The 16,651-nt window shown below is 55.4% G+C and carries 11 protein-coding genes; 7 read left to right on the plus strand and 4 right to left on the minus strand.

Annotated elements, in window-relative coordinates:
• Nucleotides 1-50 precede the first annotated feature (50 nt).
• The 7 genes from cmoM to ACMGGX_RS17080 all read left to right on the plus strand — a co-directional run bounded on the left by cmoM (nucleotide 51) and on the right by ACMGGX_RS17080 (nucleotide 10,687).
• Nucleotides 51-830 carry a tRNA uridine 5-oxyacetic acid(34) methyltransferase CmoM gene (cmoM, locus tag ACMGGX_RS17050; protein ID WP_023311004.1) on the plus strand — a complete coding sequence of 260 codons (780 nt, stop codon included), beginning with the start codon at nucleotides 51-53 and terminating at the stop codon, nucleotides 828-830.
• Between the two features lie 3 nt (nucleotides 831-833).
• Nucleotides 834-2,156 (plus strand): chromosome partition protein MukF, encoded by a 1,323-nt coding sequence (mukF, locus tag ACMGGX_RS17055; protein WP_023311005.1) that lies wholly within the window; start codon nucleotides 834-836, stop codon nucleotides 2,154-2,156.
• Nucleotides 2,137-2,841, plus strand: coding sequence for a chromosome partition protein MukE (mukE, locus tag ACMGGX_RS17060; RefSeq protein WP_008499954.1), 705 nt, complete (start codon nucleotides 2,137-2,139; stop codon nucleotides 2,839-2,841). The genes mukF and mukE overlap by 20 nt, the downstream gene beginning before the upstream one ends.
• Nucleotides 2,841-7,292: a chromosome partition protein MukB gene (gene mukB / locus ACMGGX_RS17065; RefSeq protein ID WP_420298644.1), complete on the plus strand. Its 4,452-nt coding sequence runs from the start codon at nucleotides 2,841-2,843 to the stop codon at nucleotides 7,290-7,292. Before mukE ends, mukB begins: the two co-directional genes overlap by 1 nt.
• Before the next feature lie 177 nt (nucleotides 7,293-7,469).
• Nucleotides 7,470-9,293 carry a L,D-transpeptidase gene (gene ldtD, locus ACMGGX_RS17070; RefSeq protein ID WP_126794823.1) on the plus strand — a complete coding sequence of 608 codons (1,824 nt, stop codon included), beginning with the start codon at nucleotides 7,470-7,472 and terminating at the stop codon, nucleotides 9,291-9,293.
• A 174-nt stretch (nucleotides 9,294-9,467) separates the two neighbouring features.
• Complete coding sequence (locus ACMGGX_RS17075) at nucleotides 9,468-10,019, plus strand: YcbK family protein (RefSeq protein WP_023335137.1); 552 nt, start codon at nucleotides 9,468-9,470, stop codon at nucleotides 10,017-10,019.
• Between the two features lie 20 nt (nucleotides 10,020-10,039).
• Nucleotides 10,040-10,687: an MBL fold metallo-hydrolase gene (locus ACMGGX_RS17080; protein ID WP_420298645.1), complete on the plus strand. Its 648-nt coding sequence runs from the start codon at nucleotides 10,040-10,042 to the stop codon at nucleotides 10,685-10,687.
• Between the two features lie 48 nt (nucleotides 10,688-10,735).
• Here the strand turns inward: ACMGGX_RS17080 and aspC are convergent, their stop codons facing one another.
• The 4 genes from aspC to pncB all read right to left on the minus strand — a co-directional run bounded on the left by aspC (nucleotide 10,736) and on the right by pncB (nucleotide 16,593).
• Nucleotides 10,736-11,926, minus strand: coding sequence for an aspartate transaminase (gene aspC, locus ACMGGX_RS17085; RefSeq protein WP_033145106.1), 1,191 nt, complete (start codon nucleotides 11,924-11,926; stop codon nucleotides 10,736-10,738).
• A 184-nt stretch (nucleotides 11,927-12,110) separates the two neighbouring features.
• Nucleotides 12,111-13,217: a porin gene (locus ACMGGX_RS17090; RefSeq protein WP_063442094.1), complete on the minus strand. Its 1,107-nt coding sequence runs from the start codon at nucleotides 13,215-13,217 to the stop codon at nucleotides 12,111-12,113.
• Between the two features lie 606 nt (nucleotides 13,218-13,823).
• Nucleotides 13,824-15,224 (minus strand): asparagine--tRNA ligase, encoded by a 1,401-nt coding sequence (gene asnS / locus ACMGGX_RS17095; protein WP_029739509.1) that lies wholly within the window; start codon nucleotides 15,222-15,224, stop codon nucleotides 13,824-13,826.
• Between the two features lie 166 nt (nucleotides 15,225-15,390).
• The gene (gene pncB / locus ACMGGX_RS17100) at nucleotides 15,391-16,593 is read right to left on the minus strand and encodes a nicotinate phosphoribosyltransferase (protein WP_063442092.1); all 1,203 of its coding nucleotides are present in this window, start codon (nucleotides 16,591-16,593) and stop codon (nucleotides 15,391-15,393) included.
• Nucleotides 16,594-16,651: the final 58 nt, after the last annotated feature.

The following is a 16,651-nucleotide window of genomic DNA, read 5'->3' on the forward strand; positions in this document are numbered from 1 at the left end:
GCGGGTGTGACAAAATAGCGGTTTTGAAGTTAGCGAGTGGAACTCTCCCAATGCGGGATCGCAATTTTGATGACATCGCGGAAAAGTTTTCGCGCAACATTTATGGCACCACTAAAGGGCAGCTCCGTCAAACGATCCTCTGGCAGGATCTGGACACCATTCTGGCCACCTTTGGTGGGCAAACGTTGCGCGTGCTGGACGCCGGTGGCGGTGAAGGGCAGACGGCGATAAAAATGGCCGAGCGCGGTCATCACGTCACGCTTTGCGATCTTTCTGCTGAAATGGTCGCCCGCGCGACGCGTGCTGCAGAAGAGAAAGGTGTGAGCGACAACATGCATTTTATACAATGCGCCGCTCAGGACATCGCGCAGCATTTGGAAACCCAGGTTGATCTGATATTGTTTCATGCGGTGCTGGAGTGGGTTGCCGATCCGCAAAGCGTGTTACAAACCCTGTGGTCGATGTTGCGCCCGGGCGGCACGCTGTCGCTGATGTTCTACAATGCTAACGGCTTCCTGATGCACAACATGGTTGCAGGCAACTTCGACTATGTGCAGGTCGGGATGCCCAAAAAGAAAAAGCGCACGCTTTCCCCGGACTATCCGCGCGATCCACAGCAGGTTTATGGCTGGCTGGAAGCGATAGGCTGGCAGATCGTCGGGAAGACGGGCGTCAGGGTGTTTCATGATTATCTGCGTGAAAAACACAAACAGCGTGACTGTTTTGACACCTTAACAGAATTAGAAACGCGGTATTGCCGTCAGGAGCCTTTTATCAGCCTTGGCCGCTATATTCACGTCACCGCGCACAAGCCGCAGATGCAAGGATAACCTATGAGTGAATTTTCCCAGACAGTCCCCGAACTGGTTGCCTGGGCCAGGAAAAACGATTTCTCCATCTCGCTGCCGGTAGACAGACTCTCTTTCCTGCTGGCGGTTGCCACGCTGAACGGCGAACGGCTGGACGGTGAAATGAGCGAGGGTGAACTGGTGGATGCGTTCCGCCATGTCAGTGATGCGTTTGAGCAAACCAGCGAAACCATTAGCGTGCGTGCCAACAACGCGATCAACGATATGGTGCGTCAACGTCTGCTGAACCGCTTTACCAGCGAGCAGGCGGAAGGAAACGCCATCTATCGCCTGACGCCGCTGGGCATCGGCATCACCGATTACTACATCCGCCAGCGTGAATTTTCCACGCTGCGTCTTTCCATGCAGCTCTCGATCGTGGCGGGTGAGCTTAAGCGTGCCGCCGATGCCGCGGATGAAAACGGTGACGAATTCCACTGGCACCGTAACGTCTACGCGCCGCTGAAATATTCGGTGGCCGAGATTTTTGACAGTATCGATCTCACCCAGCGCCTGATGGACGAACAGCAGCAGCAGGTGAAAGACGATATTGCCCAGCTGCTGAATAAAGACTGGCGAGCGGCCATCTCTAGCTGTGAACTTCTGCTGTCAGAAACCTCCGGCACGCTGCGCGAGCTCCAGGATACGCTGGAAGCCGCAGGGGACAAGCTGCAGGCGAATCTGCTGCGCATCCAGGACGCGACGCTGGCGCACGACGATCTGCATTTTATCGATCGTCTGGTCTTCGATCTGCAAAGCAAACTCGACCGCATTATCAGCTGGGGCCAGCAGTCAATCGACCTGTGGATCGGCTACGACCGACACGTGCATAAATTTATCCGTACCGCGATTGATATGGATAAAAACCGCGTCTTTGCTCAGCGTCTGCGTCAGTCGGTGCAGACCTATTTCGATGCGCCGTGGGCGCTGACCTACGCCAATGCCGATCGTCTGCTGGATATGCGCGACGAAGAGATGGCGCTGCGCGATGAAGAGGTGACCGGTGAACTGCCGCCGGATCTGGAATACGAAGAATTTAACGAAATTCGCGAGCAGCTTGCGGCGATGATCGAAGAACAGCTCGCTGTCTACAAAACCAGACAAGTGCCGCTGGATCTTGGTCTCGTGGTGCGCGACTATCTGGCGCAATATCCACGCGCGCGCCACTTCGACATTGCCCGCATTGTGGTAGACCAGGCGGTGCGCCTGGGCGTCGCGCAAGCAGATTTCACCGGACTGCCGCCGAAGTGGCAGCCAATTAACGATTACGGAGCCAAGGTACAGGCGCATGTCATTGACAAATATTGAACAAGTGATGCCCGTTAAGCTGGCACAGGCGCTGGCGAATCCGTTATTTCCGGCGCTGGACAGCCAGCTGCGTGCCGGTCGTCACATTGGCTTAGACGAGCTGGATAATCACGCCTTTTTGATGGACTTCCAGGAGTACCTGGAAGAGTTTTACGCGCGCTACAACGTGGAGCTTATCCGCGCGCCGGAAGGGTTTTTCTACCTGCGCCCGCGCTCCACGACGCTGATCCCGCGTTCCGTGCTCTCCGAGCTGGATATGATGGTCGGTAAAATTCTCTGCTACCTCTACCTCAGCCCGGAACGTCTGGCGAATGAAGGGATCTTCACCCAGCAGGAACTTTACGACGAGCTGTTGACGCTGGCTGATGAGAGCAAGCTGCTCAAGCTGGTGAACAACCGCTCCACGGGGTCGGATCTTGACCGTCAGAAATTACAGGAAAAGGTTCGCTCTTCCCTGAACCGTCTGCGTCGTCTGGGGATGGTCTGGTTTATGGGCCACGACAGCAGTAAATTCCGCATTACGGAATCTGTCTTCCGCTTCGGCGCCGACGTGCGTGCGGGCGATGACGCGCGTGAAGCGCAGCTTCGCATGATCCGCGACGGTGAAGCGATGCCGGTGGAAAACCATTTGCAGCTCAATGACGAGCATGAAGAGAATCTGCCGGATAGCGGGGAGGAAGAGTAATGATTGAACGCGGTAAATTTCGCTCACTGACGCTGATTAACTGGAACGGCTTCTTTGCCCGAACATTCGATCTGGATGAGCTGGTCACGACGCTCTCCGGCGGTAACGGTGCGGGTAAATCCACCACCATGGCAGCCTTTGTTACGGCGCTGATCCCTGACCTGACGCTGCTTCACTTCCGTAACACCACCGAAGCGGGTGCAACAAGCGGCTCACGTGATAAAGGTCTGCACGGTAAGCTGAAGGCCGGCGTCTGTTATTCGGTTCTGGACGTCATTAACTCCCGTCATCAGCGTGTGGTGGTGGGCGTGCGCCTGCAGCAGGTCGCCGGTCGCGACCGTAAAGTGGATATCAAACCGTTTGCAATCCAGGGGCTGCCAACCTCCGTGCAGCCGACGTCGCTGCTGACGGAAACCCTGAACGAACGCCAGGCGCGCGTGCTGACGCTGCAGGAGCTGAAGGACAAGCTTGAAGCCATCGAAGGCGTGCAGTTCAAGCAGTTCAACTCCATTACCGACTACCACTCGCTTATGTTCGATCTGGGCGTGGTGGCGCGTCGTCTGCGCACCGCATCAGACCGTAGTAAATACTACCGCCTGATCGAAGCGTCTCTGTACGGCGGTATCTCCAGCGCGATTACCCGCTCCCTGCGCGACTACCTGCTGCCGGAAAACAGCGGCGTGCGTAAGGCCTTCCAGGATATGGAAGCGGCGCTGCGCGAAAACCGCATGACGCTGGAAGCGATTCGCGTTACCCAGTCTGACCGCGACCTGTTTAAACACCTGATCAGCGAAGCCACCAACTACGTGGCGGCGGACTACATGCGCCACGCCAACGAGCGCCGCGTGCATCTCGATCAGGCATTAGAATACCGCCGCGAGCTGTTTACCTCCCGTAAACAGCTGGTGGCCGAACAGTATAAGCACGTCGAGATGGCGCGCGAGCTGGGCGAGCACAACGGTGCTGAAGGCGACCTGGAAGCCGATTACCAGGCTGCCAGCGATCACCTGAACCTGGTGCAGACCGCGCTGCGTCAGCAGGAAAAAATCGAGCGCTATGAAGCGGACCTCGATGAGCTTCAGATTCGTCTCGAAGAGCAAAATGAAGTGGTGGCCGAAGCCGCCGACATGCAGGAAGAGAACGAAGCCCGCGCCGAAGCGGCCGAGCTGGAAGTGGATGAGCTGAAAAGCCAGCTTGCTGATTACCAGCAGGCACTCGACGTGCAGCAGACGCGAGCGATTCAGTACAACCAGGCACTGCAGGCATTACAGCGTGCGAAAGAGCTGTGCCATCTGCCTGACCTGACGCCGGACAGCGCCGACGAATGGCTGGATACCTTCCAGGCCAAAGAGCAGGAAGCCACCGAGAAACTGCTCTCCCTCGAACAGAAAATGAGCGTCGCGCAAACGGCGCACAGCCAGTTTGAGCAGGCTTACCAGCTGGTGGTCGCAATTAACGGCCCGCTGGCGCGTAGCGAAGCCTGGGACGTTGCCCGCGAACTGCTGCGCGACGGTGTGAACCAGCGCCATCTGGCCGAGCAGGTTCAGCCGCTGCGTATGCGTCTGAACGAGCTGGAGCAGCGCCTGCGCGAGCAGCAGGAAGCCGAGCGTCTGCTGGCGGAATTCTGCAAGCGTCAGGGAAAAAATTACGATTTCGACGAGCTTGAGGCCCTGCATCAGGAGCTGGAAGCGCGTATTGCGGCCCTGTCCGATACCGTATCAAACGCCAGCGAACAGCGTATGACCCTGCGTCAGGAGCTGGAGCAGATTCAGTCCCGTTCGAAGACGCTCCTGGAGCGTGCGCCGGTCTGGCTGGCGGCTCAAAGCAGCCTGAACCAGCTCAGCGAGCAGTGCGGCGAGCAGTTCGAATCCAGCCAGGAAGTGACCGAATACCTTCAGCAGCTGCTGGAGCGCGAACGTGAAGCCATCGTTGAGCGTGACGAAGTGGGCGCCCGCAAGCGCGACGTTGATGAAGAAATTGAGCGCTTAAGCCAGCCGGGCGGGTCAGAAGATCCGCGCCTGAATGCGCTAGCGGAGCGTTTTGGCGGCGTGCTGCTGTCAGAGATTTATGACGACGTTGGCCTTGACGATGCCCCGTACTTCTCCGCGCTGTACGGTCCATCCCGCAACGCGATTGTGGTCCCGGATCTGTCGCTGATTTCTGAGCAGCTTGCCGGCCTGGAAGATTGCCCGGAAGATCTCTACCTGATCGAAGGGGATCCGCAGTCGTTCGATGACAGTGTGTTCAGCGTCGACGAGCTGGAAAAAGCGGTGGTGGTGAAAATTGCCGACCGTCAGTGGCGTTACTCCCGCTTCCCTGAGCTGCCGCTGTTTGGCCGCGCCGCGCGCGAAAGCCGCATCGAGAGCCTGCACGCCGAGCGTGAAACGCTGTCTGAACGTTTTGCGACCCTGTCGTTTGACGTGCAGAAAACCCAGCGTCTGCACCAGTCGTTCAGCCGCTTTATCGGCAGCCATCTCGCCGTAGCGTTTGACGCGGATCCGGAAGCCGAAATCCGCAAGCTCAATACCCGCCGTGGCGAGCTGGAACGTGCGATTGCAAGCCATGAAAGTGATAACCAGCAGAGTCGCGTTCAGTTTGAACAGGCAAAAGAGGGCGTTGCTGCCCTTAACCGTATTCTGCCGCGCCTGAATCTGCTGGCGGATGACACGCTGGCTGACCGCGTGGATGAGATCCAGGAGCGTCTGGATGAAGCGCAGGAAGCCGCGCGTTTCGTTCAGCAGCACGGCAATCAGCTGGCGAAGCTGGAGCCCGTCGTGTCTGTCCTGCAGAGCGACCCGGAACAGTTCGAGCAGTTAAAAGAAGATTATGCCTGGTCGCAGCAGGTGCAGCGCGAAGCGCGTCAGCAGGCGTTTGCCCTGACGGAAGTGGTGCAGCGTCGGGCCCACTTTGGCTACTCCGATTCGGCTGAAATGCTGAGCGGTAACAGCGACTTGAATGAAAAACTGCGTCAGCGCCTTGAGCAGGCGGAGGCGGAACGTACTCGCGCCCGCGAAGCGATGCGCAGCCATTCCGCTCAGCTGAACCAGTACAACCAGGTGCTGGCCTCGCTGAAAAGCTCCTTCGATACCAAGAAAGAGCTGTTAAACGATCTGCAGAAAGAGCTTCAGGACATCGGCGTGCGTGCCGACAGCGGGGCAGAAGAGCGCGCGCGTATTCGTCGTGACGAGCTGCATTCTCAGCTCAGCAATAACCGCGCGCGTCGCAATCAGCTGGAAAAAGCGCTGACCTTCTGCGAAGCCGAAATGGATAACCTGACCCGTCGCCTGCGCAAGCTGGAACGCGACTACTTTGAGATGCGCGAGCAGGTCGTGACCGCCAAGGCGGGCTGGTGCGCGGTGATGCGCATGGTGAAAGACAATAACGTTGAGCGTCGTCTGCACCGCCGCGAGCTGGCGTATCTCTCTGCCGATGAGCTGCGCTCCATGTCGGATAAGGCGTTGGGTGCGCTGCGTCTGGCGGTGGCGGATAACGAACACCTGCGCGACGTGCTGCGCATGTCGGAGGATCCTAAACGTCCGGAACGTAAAATTCAGTTCTTCGTGGCGGTTTACCAGCACCTGCGCGAGCGTATTCGTCAGGACATCATCCGTACCGACGATCCGGTTGAAGCCATCGAACAGATGGAAATCGAGCTGGGCCGCCTGACGGAGGAACTGACCTCCCGCGAACAGAAACTGGCGATCAGCTCCCGCAGCGTGGCGAACATCATTCGTAAAACTATTCAGCGCGAGCAGAACCGTATCCGCCAGCTGAACCAGGGTCTGCAGAGCGTGTCGTTTGGCCAGGTGAACAGCGTGCGCCTCAACGTCAACGTGCGTGAGGCCCACGCGACGCTGCTGGAAGTGCTCTCAGAGCAGCATGAGCAGCATCAGGATCTGTTCAACAGCAACCGTCTGACCTTCTCCGAAGCGCTGGCGAAGCTGTATCAGCGCCTGAACCCGCAGATTGATATGGGGCAACGTACGCCGCAAACCATCGGTGAAGAGCTGCTCGACTACCGTAACTACCTGGAAATGGAAGTTGAGGTAAACCGTGGCTCAGACGGCTGGCTGCGTGCGGAATCCGGGGCACTCTCTACCGGTGAAGCGATCGGTACCGGGATGTCAATTCTGGTGATGGTCGTACAGAGCTGGGAAGATGAAGCTCGCCGCCTGCGCGGCAAAGACATCTCGCCATGCCGACTGCTGTTCCTGGATGAGGCGGCGCGACTTGATGCCCGCTCAATTGCCACGCTGTTCGAGCTTTGCGAACGTCTCGATATGCAGCTCATTATCGCGGCGCCGGAGAACATCAGCCCCGAGAAGGGCACCACCTACAAACTGGTGCGTAAAGTGTTCCAGAATAGCGAACACGTTCACGTTGTGGGTCTGCGTGGCTTTGCGCCGCAGCCTCCGGAGTCATTGACGGAAACCACGGCGGACGCTTCCTGAAGCATGTTCTGTCCCGAAGCGGCGCACTGGCGCCGCTTTTTTTTTAAACTTAACTTGTGCTTGGGGCTGCGTTATCTTTAAACTTCTTTACATAAGGTAAGGCAACAGCTTAGCCGTCTACCTATAATGAAAGAAAGCCCCACGTGATGGGCATGTCGTGAAAACAGGGGGCAAGGGATGTTGCTAAAGAAAGAATGTGGTCGTCAGCTGTCTGCGCTGAGTTTATGCCTGGCAGTGATGTTTGCTCCGCTGTTAACCGCCCAGGCCGACGAGCCTGAAATTGTGCCGACTGACAGCTCGGCAACGACAGGCGCTCAGCCAACGTCGTTGTCCCAGCCGCTGGAGCAGTCTCCGGCGACGGCTATCATGGCCGGTATTAAACCGCTGCCGGAAGGCATCGACGCAGAATCGCTCAATCAGCAACTGCAGTCGGGGCTGCCGTCAGGCTATACGCCTGTTTATATCAACCAGCTCACGCTCCTCTATGCTGCCCGCGATATGAAACCGATGTGGGAAAACCGCGATGCCGTGCGCGCCTTCCAGCAGCAGCTGGCAGAGGTTGCGATTGCAGGGTTTCAGCCGCAGTTTACAAAGTGGGTTGAGCTGTTAACCGATCCTGCCGTCACCGGGCAGGCGCGTGATGTGGTGCTTTCCGATGCCATGATGGGCTACCTGCAGTTCGTGGCGGGTATTCCGGTCAATGGCAACCGCTGGCTGTACAGCGATAAGCCGTACAAGCTGGCGACGCCGGCGCTGTCGGTGATTAACCAGTGGCAGCTCGCGCTGGACAATGGCGAACTGCCGCGCTTTATTGCCAGCCTGGCACCGGCGCATCCACACTATACCACTCTGCACCAGTCGCTCCTCGCGCTGGTGGGGGACACGCGTCCATGGCCGCAAATGCGCGGTACCGCGACGCTGCGTCCGGGGCAGTGGAGCAGCGATGTTCCTGCCCTGCGCGAGATCCTGACGCGTTCCGGTCTTCTTGACGGCGGGCCAAAAATTGCTCTTCCGGGTGACGATCCACAAAACGTCGCCGTCAGCCCATCAGCGCCAGTAAAAGAGAAGAAAGCCGTTGCCCTGAGCAACAAACCCGCGGCTTACGATCGCGAGCTGGTTGCGGCCGTTAAACAGTTCCAGGCCGCTCAGGGGCTGGGGGCCGATGGCGTCATTGGCCAGACGACGCGCGACTGGCTGAACGTATCGCCTGCGCAGCGGGCAGGGGTGCTGGCGCTCAATATCCAGCGTTTGCGCTTGCTGCCGGGAACGCTCTCTACCGGGATTATGGTAAACATCCCGGCGTATTCCCTGGTCTATTATCAGGATGGTAGCGAAAAACTGGCGTCGCGCGTAATTGTCGGGCGTCCGGATCGTAAAACACCGATGATGAGCAGCGCGCTGAATAACGTGGTGGTTAACCCGCCGTGGAACGTGCCGCCGACCCTGGCACGAAAAGACATTCTGCCGAAGGTCTGGAACGATCCGGGTTATCTGGAACGTCATGGCTATACGGTGATGCGTGGATGGAACAGTAAAGAGGCCATCGATCCTTATATGGTCGACTGGTCGACGATCACAGCGTCGAATCTGCCGTTCCGCTTCCAGCAGGCTCCCGGAGCGCATAACTCTTTAGGGCGCTACAAATTCAATATGCCGAGTTCAGAAGCGATCTACCTGCATGATACGCCGAACCACAACCTGTTCCAGAAAGATACGCGCGCGCTGAGTTCTGGCTGCGTGCGCGTGAACAAAGCCTCGGAGCTGGCCAATATGCTGTTGCAGGATGCGGGCTGGAACGATACGCGCATCTCGGATGCCCTGAAGCAGGGGGACACGCGTTACGTTAATATTCGCCACAATATTCCTGTCAATCTTTACTATCTGACGGCGTTTGTGGGCGAAGACGGGCGTACCCAGTATCGTACAGATATTTACAATTATGATCTCACCGCGCGATCCGGCGCACAAATTTTGCCAAAAGCGGAACAATTAATCAGGTAAATGAAGTAGTTCGGGAAAAATGATTGTCGTAAGTTATGGTGAATAAGGGGCTATATCGCTGCAAGCCGCGTATTCACTGGGGTTGGGCGCCTTGACGTACCTGGTTTTGCCAGTTAAGGTGCCCTTCGTGCGCTAAGCATATTACGATTTCTTTTACCTGTAGACCTGATTATCATGGACAAATTTGACGCTAATCGCCGCAAACTGCTGGCGTTAGGTGGCGTTGCGCTTGGCGCAGCGGCCATCCTGCCGACGCCAGCATTTGCCACCCTCTCGACACCTCGTCCGCGAGTTTTAACGCTCAACAATCTTCATACCGGTGAGTCGCTAAAAGCGGAGTTTTTTGATGGCAGAGGCTATATTCAGGATGAATTAGCAAGACTTAACCATTTTTTCCGTGATTTCCGCGCGAATAAAATAAAAGCCATCGATCCAGGACTGTTTGATCAGATTTTCCGCCTTCAGGGCCTGCTGGGCACCAGCAAGCCGGTTCAGCTCATTTCTGGCTATCGTTCAATTGATACCAATAATGAACTGCGCGCCCACAGTCGCGGGGTAGCCAAAAAAAGCTATCACACGAAGGGACAGGCAATGGATTTCCATATTGAAGGCGTTTCGTTAGCCAATATTCGCAAAGCCGCGTTATCTATGCGCGCAGGTGGTGTAGGATATTACCCCAGCAGCAACTTTGTGCATATTGATACCGGTCCGGTTCGGCATTGGTAATAACGAAACACAGGAGCAGTATGAACTATCGTATTATTCCGGTTACCGCGTTCTCCCAGAATTGTTCATTGATCTGGTGCGAACATACTAAACTGGCCGCGCTTGTCGATCCCGGCGGTGACGCTGAGAAAATCAAGCAGGAAGTCGCAGCAAGCGGCGTCACGCTGATGCAGATTTTGCTCACTCATGGTCATCTTGACCATGTAGGTGCTGCGGCTGAACTGGCTGAACACTATGGTGTGCCGGTGATCGGCCCGGAAAAAGAAGATGAGTTCTGGCTGCAGGGGTTACCCGCCCAAAGCCGCATGTTTGGCCTTGATGAGTGTCAGCCCCTGACGCCCGATCGCTGGCTGAACGAAGGAGAGCGCGTTAACGTAGGGAATGTGACTTTACAGGTGTTGCATTGTCCTGGGCATACGCCAGGCCATATCGTCTTCTTTGATGACCAGTCCCGTCTGCTGATTTCCGGCGATGTGATCTTCAAAGGTGGCGTAGGACGCAGCGATTTTCCGCGCGGCGATCACGGGCAGCTGATCCAGTCGATTAAACAAAAGTTATTGCCGCTGGGTGATGACGTTACGTTTATCCCTGGACACGGTCCGATGTCGACGCTGGGCTATGAACGGCTCCATAATCCGTTCCTTCAGGATGAGATGCCTGTCTGGTAACCAGAATAAAAAAAGCCTGCATAACGCAGGCTTTTTTATGGGCGGAAATTACAGTACGGCGACAATCGCTTCGCACAGTGGCGCCATGTTGTCAGGCGTCATACCAGCAACGTTCACGCGGCCAGAGGCCACGGCGTACACGCCAAACTCTTCACGCAGACGCAGAACCTGCTCTTTGGTCAGGCCGCTGAACGAGAACATGCCGTTCTGTTTGATGATAAAGCTGAAGTCGCGGTCCGCGCCTTTCTCAGCCAGGGTATTCACAAACAGCAGGCGCATGCGCTGAATGCGTTGGCGCATATCGTTCAGCTCTTGTTCCCAGATAGCGCGCAGCGCATCGTTGCTCAGGATAGTGGCAACAACAGACGCACCGTGTGCCGGTGGGTTAGAGTAGTTAGCGCGGATAACCGATTTCATCTGGCTGAACGCGCGATCGACGGTCTCTTCGTTAGCGGCAACCAGCGTACAGGCACCCACACGCTCATTGTACAGACCGAAGTTCTTGGAGTACGAGCTTGCGACAATCAGCTCCTGATGCACGGCTGCGAACGCGCGCAGGCCTTCGGCATCTTCTTCCAGACCACGGGCGAAGCCCTGGTAGGCAAAGTCAAACAGCGGCAGCCAGCCTTTTTCAACGGACAGCTTCGCCAGGTGTTGCCACTGCTCAAGCGTCGGATCGATACCGGTTGGGTTATGGCAGCAGCCGTGGAACAGCACCACGTCACCTGCCTGCGCTTCGCTCAGGCTCGCCAGCAGGCCGTCAAAGTCGAGAGAGTGGTTTGCCGCATCGTAGTATGCATATTCACGCACTTCCAGACCCGCAGAGTTAAACACGCTCTTGTGGTTCGGCCAGCTTGGGTTGCTCACCCATACGCGCTTAACAGAGGTATTTTTCGCAAGGAAATCCGCCGCCACGCGCAGCGCACCGGTACCGCCCGGGGTCTGTGCTGTACGGGCACGTTTGTCACTCACAATTGCGCTGCCTTTACCGAACAGCAGCTCCTGGGTGCAGCGACCAAATTCAGGGATACCATCAATACCGAGGTAGTTTTTGGTGGTTTCGTTTTCCAGCAGATACTGCTCAGCTTTCTTAACGCTGGTCAGTACCGGTGTTTTGCCGGTTTCATCTTTATATACACCAATACCCAGGTTGATTTTGCCAGGGCGGTCGTCGGCACGAAACAGATCGGCCAGGCCCAGAATAGGGTCGGCAGGAGCGGCGGTAATGTTCTCAAACATGACGAAGTTCCATTGTGATTACAGAAGTGAAATCCGCTATCAGGTTAACGGTAGATTTACAAAATGCCAACCGTTTGCGACGAAAAGCGTGCGGCTTTTCAAAAGTCGCCATTATTTTCTGTCACGCATAAAAAAACAGGGCCGAAGCCCTGTTCATTAAGCATATAACAAAGTGGTCTACTGATTAGAACTGGTAGGTTACGCCCACAGCAGCCATATCGTCGTTGCCGTTCAGACCGCCAACAGCTTTCGCGTAGTCGGAGTCTTTGTCCAGCAGGTTGATGTAGTAGTCAGCCCACACGTTGAAGTTCTTGTTGAAGTAGTAAGTGGTACCAACCTGGATGAATTTAGCCAGGTCTGCATCGCCACCGCTGAAGCCATTGACGGCAGCCAGGTCTTTACCTTTGGTCTGCACGTAGGAGATGGCTGGACGCAGGCCGAAGTCGAACTGGTACTGAGCAACAACTTCGAAGTTCTGCGTTTTGTTAGCGAAGCCAGCGTCACCGTTAGAACCGGTACGAGTGGTGTTACGGGTTTCTGCATAGGTGGTTGCCAGGTAGATGTTGTTAGCGTCGTATTTCAGACCAACACCCCATGCTTCAGCTTTATCACCTTCCCCATCAGCTTTCTGGTTCAGAGTACGGTTAGCGTTGCTGTAAGATGCGATTGCACCGAAGCCTTCGCCGAAATCGTAGCCCAGGGAGTAGCCTACGCCGTCACCGTTAGAGGTTTTAACGTCAGTACGGTCGTTTTTGCCCTGGTACTGAACGCCCAGGCTCAGACCGTCAACCAGACCGAAGAAGTTGCTGTTACGGTAGGTCAGCAGACCGGTGCTGCGGCTGGTCATAAAGTTATCAACATAGTTACCGCCCCAGGTCATACCAGAGAAGGACGGTGCCATATCGGTGTAAGATTCTACGTCGTAAACGATACCGTAGTTACGACCGTAGTCGATGCTGCCAGCGTCGCCCGCTTTCAGGCCAGCAAATGCCAGACGGTTTTTGTTAGTCTGAGCACCACCTTCAGCCTGGTTGGCCACGAAACGGTATTCCCACTGGCCGTAACCGGTCAGCTGGTCGTTGATCTGAGTTTCGCCTTTGAAACCGATCTGCGCGTAGGTAGCGTCGTTGTTGTTGGTGTTATCACCAGAAGTCACGAAATCGTGCTCGGCGTTAACTTTACCGTAGAAGTCCAGTTTGTTGCCGTTCTTGTTATAGATTTCTGCAGCGTTAGCTGCACCGGCTACCAGCAGGGCAGGGATTACCACTGCCAGAATATTGCGCTTCATCATTATTTATTACCCTCATTGGTTTTTTTATGACACTCGCCACTGCCGTCAATAAATTCTGTCAATAAATATTTCCGGAACTATTGATGAGAGTTTGGTGTCTTTATGTATCTGACAGGCATCTTTCCATTCGGCGAAGCGTTTCGCTAGCCTGAAAGTGCTACAATTCTCAAGATTAAGTAACCAAAAGAAAATATGTGTAACTAAATGTGTATTTTTGGGAACTTTGTGAACCACCTCAAACTTCAGAACGCCCTGGCGAATTAAACAACAAGCACTATCCTATATATATGAATTCCTTATGATTAATTGAGATAAAGGCGATTCATATAAACAGACCTTAAACGGCTCGTTTTTTCTTATGACTGCGAAAGGCCTTCTGGATGGCTGTAAAAGTGGTTGAAATTTGTGCTATCGGTTGAGGATGTAATAATCGCAATAAGAATGGGGTTTATTTTTTGTGGCTGGATATTTCGCGGAAACAAAACGTAACAGGTAGTGGTTGTGACGGGGTGAAGGTTTAAAGACGCTGACTTTACGCTGACGAAAACTGACAATACAGAATAAAATAATGGCCAGCATAAGCTGGCCATTTTAGTCTTGTACCGATTAGAAGCTGGCGTTACGGGGAGTACGTGGGAACGGGATCACGTCGCGTACGTTCTGAACACCGGTAACGTAGGCAATCAGACGCTCAAAGCCCAGACCAAAACCGGCGTGCGGTACGGTACCGTAACGACGCAGATCGCGGTACCAGCTGTAGTCAGCTGGGTTGAGCCCCATCTCTTCCATACGCGCGTCCAACACGTCAAGACGTTCTTCACGCTGAGAGCCACCGATGATTTCACCAATGCCCGGCGCCAGTACGTCCATCGCTGCCACGGTTTTACCGTCTTCGTTAAGGCGCATATAGAAGGCCTTAATGTCTTTCGGGTAATTTTTAACGACAACCGGCGCTTTGAAATGTTTCTCGGCCAGATAGCGTTCGTGCTCAGACGCCAGGTCAACGCCCCAGTAAACCGGATTCTCGAACGTCTCACCGCATTTCTCGAGGATCGCCACCGCGTCGGTATAGTCCACCTGCGCAAAGTCGGCAGAGACGAAACGCTCCAGACGCGCCACAGCATCGCTGTCTACGCGTTCTGCGAAGAATTTCATGTCGTCAGGACGCTCTTCCAGCACTGCTTTGAAGACATACTTCAGCATGGCTTCTGCCAGGCCAGCAACATCGTCCAGGTCGGCGAACGCCACTTCAGGCTCCAGCATCCAGAATTCCGCCAGGTGACGGCTGGTATTGGAGTTTTCGGCGCGGAAGGTTGGGCCAAAGGTGTAGATCTTAGACAGCGCACAGGCGTACGTTTCGCCGTTGAGCTGACCAGATACCGTCAGGAAGGCTTCTTTACCAAAGAAGTCTTTGTCATAGTCCACTTTACCTTCTGGCGTGCGCGGCAGGTTTTCCATGTCCAGCGTCGAGACGCGGAACATCTCGCCCGCACCTTCCGTATCGGACGCGGTGATCAACGGGGTAGAGACCCAGAAGTAACCCTGCTCGTCGAAGAAACGATGCAGCGCCTGCGCCAGGGTATGACGCACGCGCGCCACCGCACCAATCAGGTTGGTACGCGGACGCAGGTGGGCGACTTCACGCAGATATTCGATGCTGTGGCGTTTTGCCGCCATCGGATAGGTGTCCGGATCTTCAACCCAACCAGTGACTTCAATCGCAGAAGCCTGAATTTCGAAGCTCTGGCCCTGGCCCGGTGATGCCACAACCACGCCGGTAACAATGACGGAGCAACCGGTTGTCAGGCGCAGAACGTCATCATTGTAATTGGGCAGAGAATTATTAATGACGGCCTGTACAGGATCAAAGCAGGAACCGTCATAGACGGCAAGGAAGGAGATGCCAGCTTTAGAATCTCGGCGGGTACGCACCCATCCGCGCACGGTGACTTCCTGGTCAACGGCGACACGGCCCTGGAGTACGTCGGCTACAGGCACAACGCTCATAATATTCTCTCTGTTAATAGTCGGAAAAAATAAACACTTGTCCACCCTAATGGGGGGATATCTATGTTACCTGCCATCCGCTATCAGACAAGTAAATTTCGCAGTCAAAAGAGAAGAATTGAGAAATAAATAAGAAGAGGGGAGCCATGAAGGCTCCCGTAAGCGCTTAACTGGCTTTTTTGATCAGGGGGAGATCGAACGCTTTGCGCAATGCGCGGACAAACGCTTTGTCATGGCAGATGGTTTTACCCGGGCTGTCGGAGAGTTTCGCCACCGGCTTGCCGTTACATTCCACCAGTTTGATGACGATATTCAGAGGTTTTACCTGAGGAATATCGCAGGTCAGACGGGTACCAATCCCGAAGCTCAGGTTCACGCGGGTATTGAAATGACGATAGAGGTCGACTGCTTTCGCCAGGTCGAGATTATCCGAGAAGACCAGCACCTTGCTCATCGGGTCAATGCCGAGTTTTTCGTAATGGGCAATGGCTTTCTCGCCCCATTCAACCGGATCCCCGGAGTCGTGGCGTAATCCCTGGTAACGTTCAGCGAACTCGGGACCAAAGTCGCGCAGGAAGGCATCCATCGTAATACAGTCGGTGAGGGCGATCCCGAGCTGATTCGGGTACTCCTCTAGCCATGCGGCCAGTGCCGCGCGCTGGCTGTTAGCCAGATCGGGGCTGATCTGCTGATGCGCCTGGAACCACTCGTGTGCCTGGGTGCCCATTGGCGTCAGGTTGAGGCGACGCGCCAGATCGTAGTTGCTGGTGCCAACGAACCACGGCTCCTGCTGCAGACGTTTAACGATGGCCTCCTGAACGTCACGCGAGAAACGGCGACGCGTGCCAAAGTCCATCAGGCGGAAGCGGGACATGTCCAGCCCTTCGGTCAGCGTGGAGAAGGCTGCGAGTTTATTTTCCAGCGCGGCGACCGCCTGCTCGACGCCTTTTTCCGGCGAACGGTAGCGGTGAGCCAGTTCACTGATCACCGCCAGAAGCGGCACTTCCCACATGATCACTTCCCGCCACGGACCTTCAAGGCGAATATCCAGCTTGCCGTTATCGTTAAGCACGGTGACCTGCTCCGGCTTATAGCGGAAATCGCGCAGCCAGTTCAGGTAGTCGGCTTTGAAGAAAGGCAGGCCAGAAAGCCACTGATATTCCTCGTCCTGCAGCGTCAGATGCTGCATAGCATCGACCTGTTCACGAATGGCGTCTGCGTAGATACCGAGCAAGTCGTCGCCACGACAGCGGAATTCCGCCGCGACGTGAACGTCATAGTAGTGGTGGAAAACGGCTTGCTGCATATGCAGTTTATACGCGTCGGTATCCAGCAACGTATGCAGAACTGGAGAAGCGAATTGAGTCATAGGTGCGCAGTAGCATCCTCTCACAGGAGCGTTTAGTACAATAAACAACTCCGGAGTA

Source organism: Enterobacter sp. BNK-29 (assembly GCF_048684785.1).
GTDB lineage: Bacteria > Pseudomonadota > Gammaproteobacteria > Enterobacterales > Enterobacteriaceae > Enterobacter > Enterobacter cloacae_M.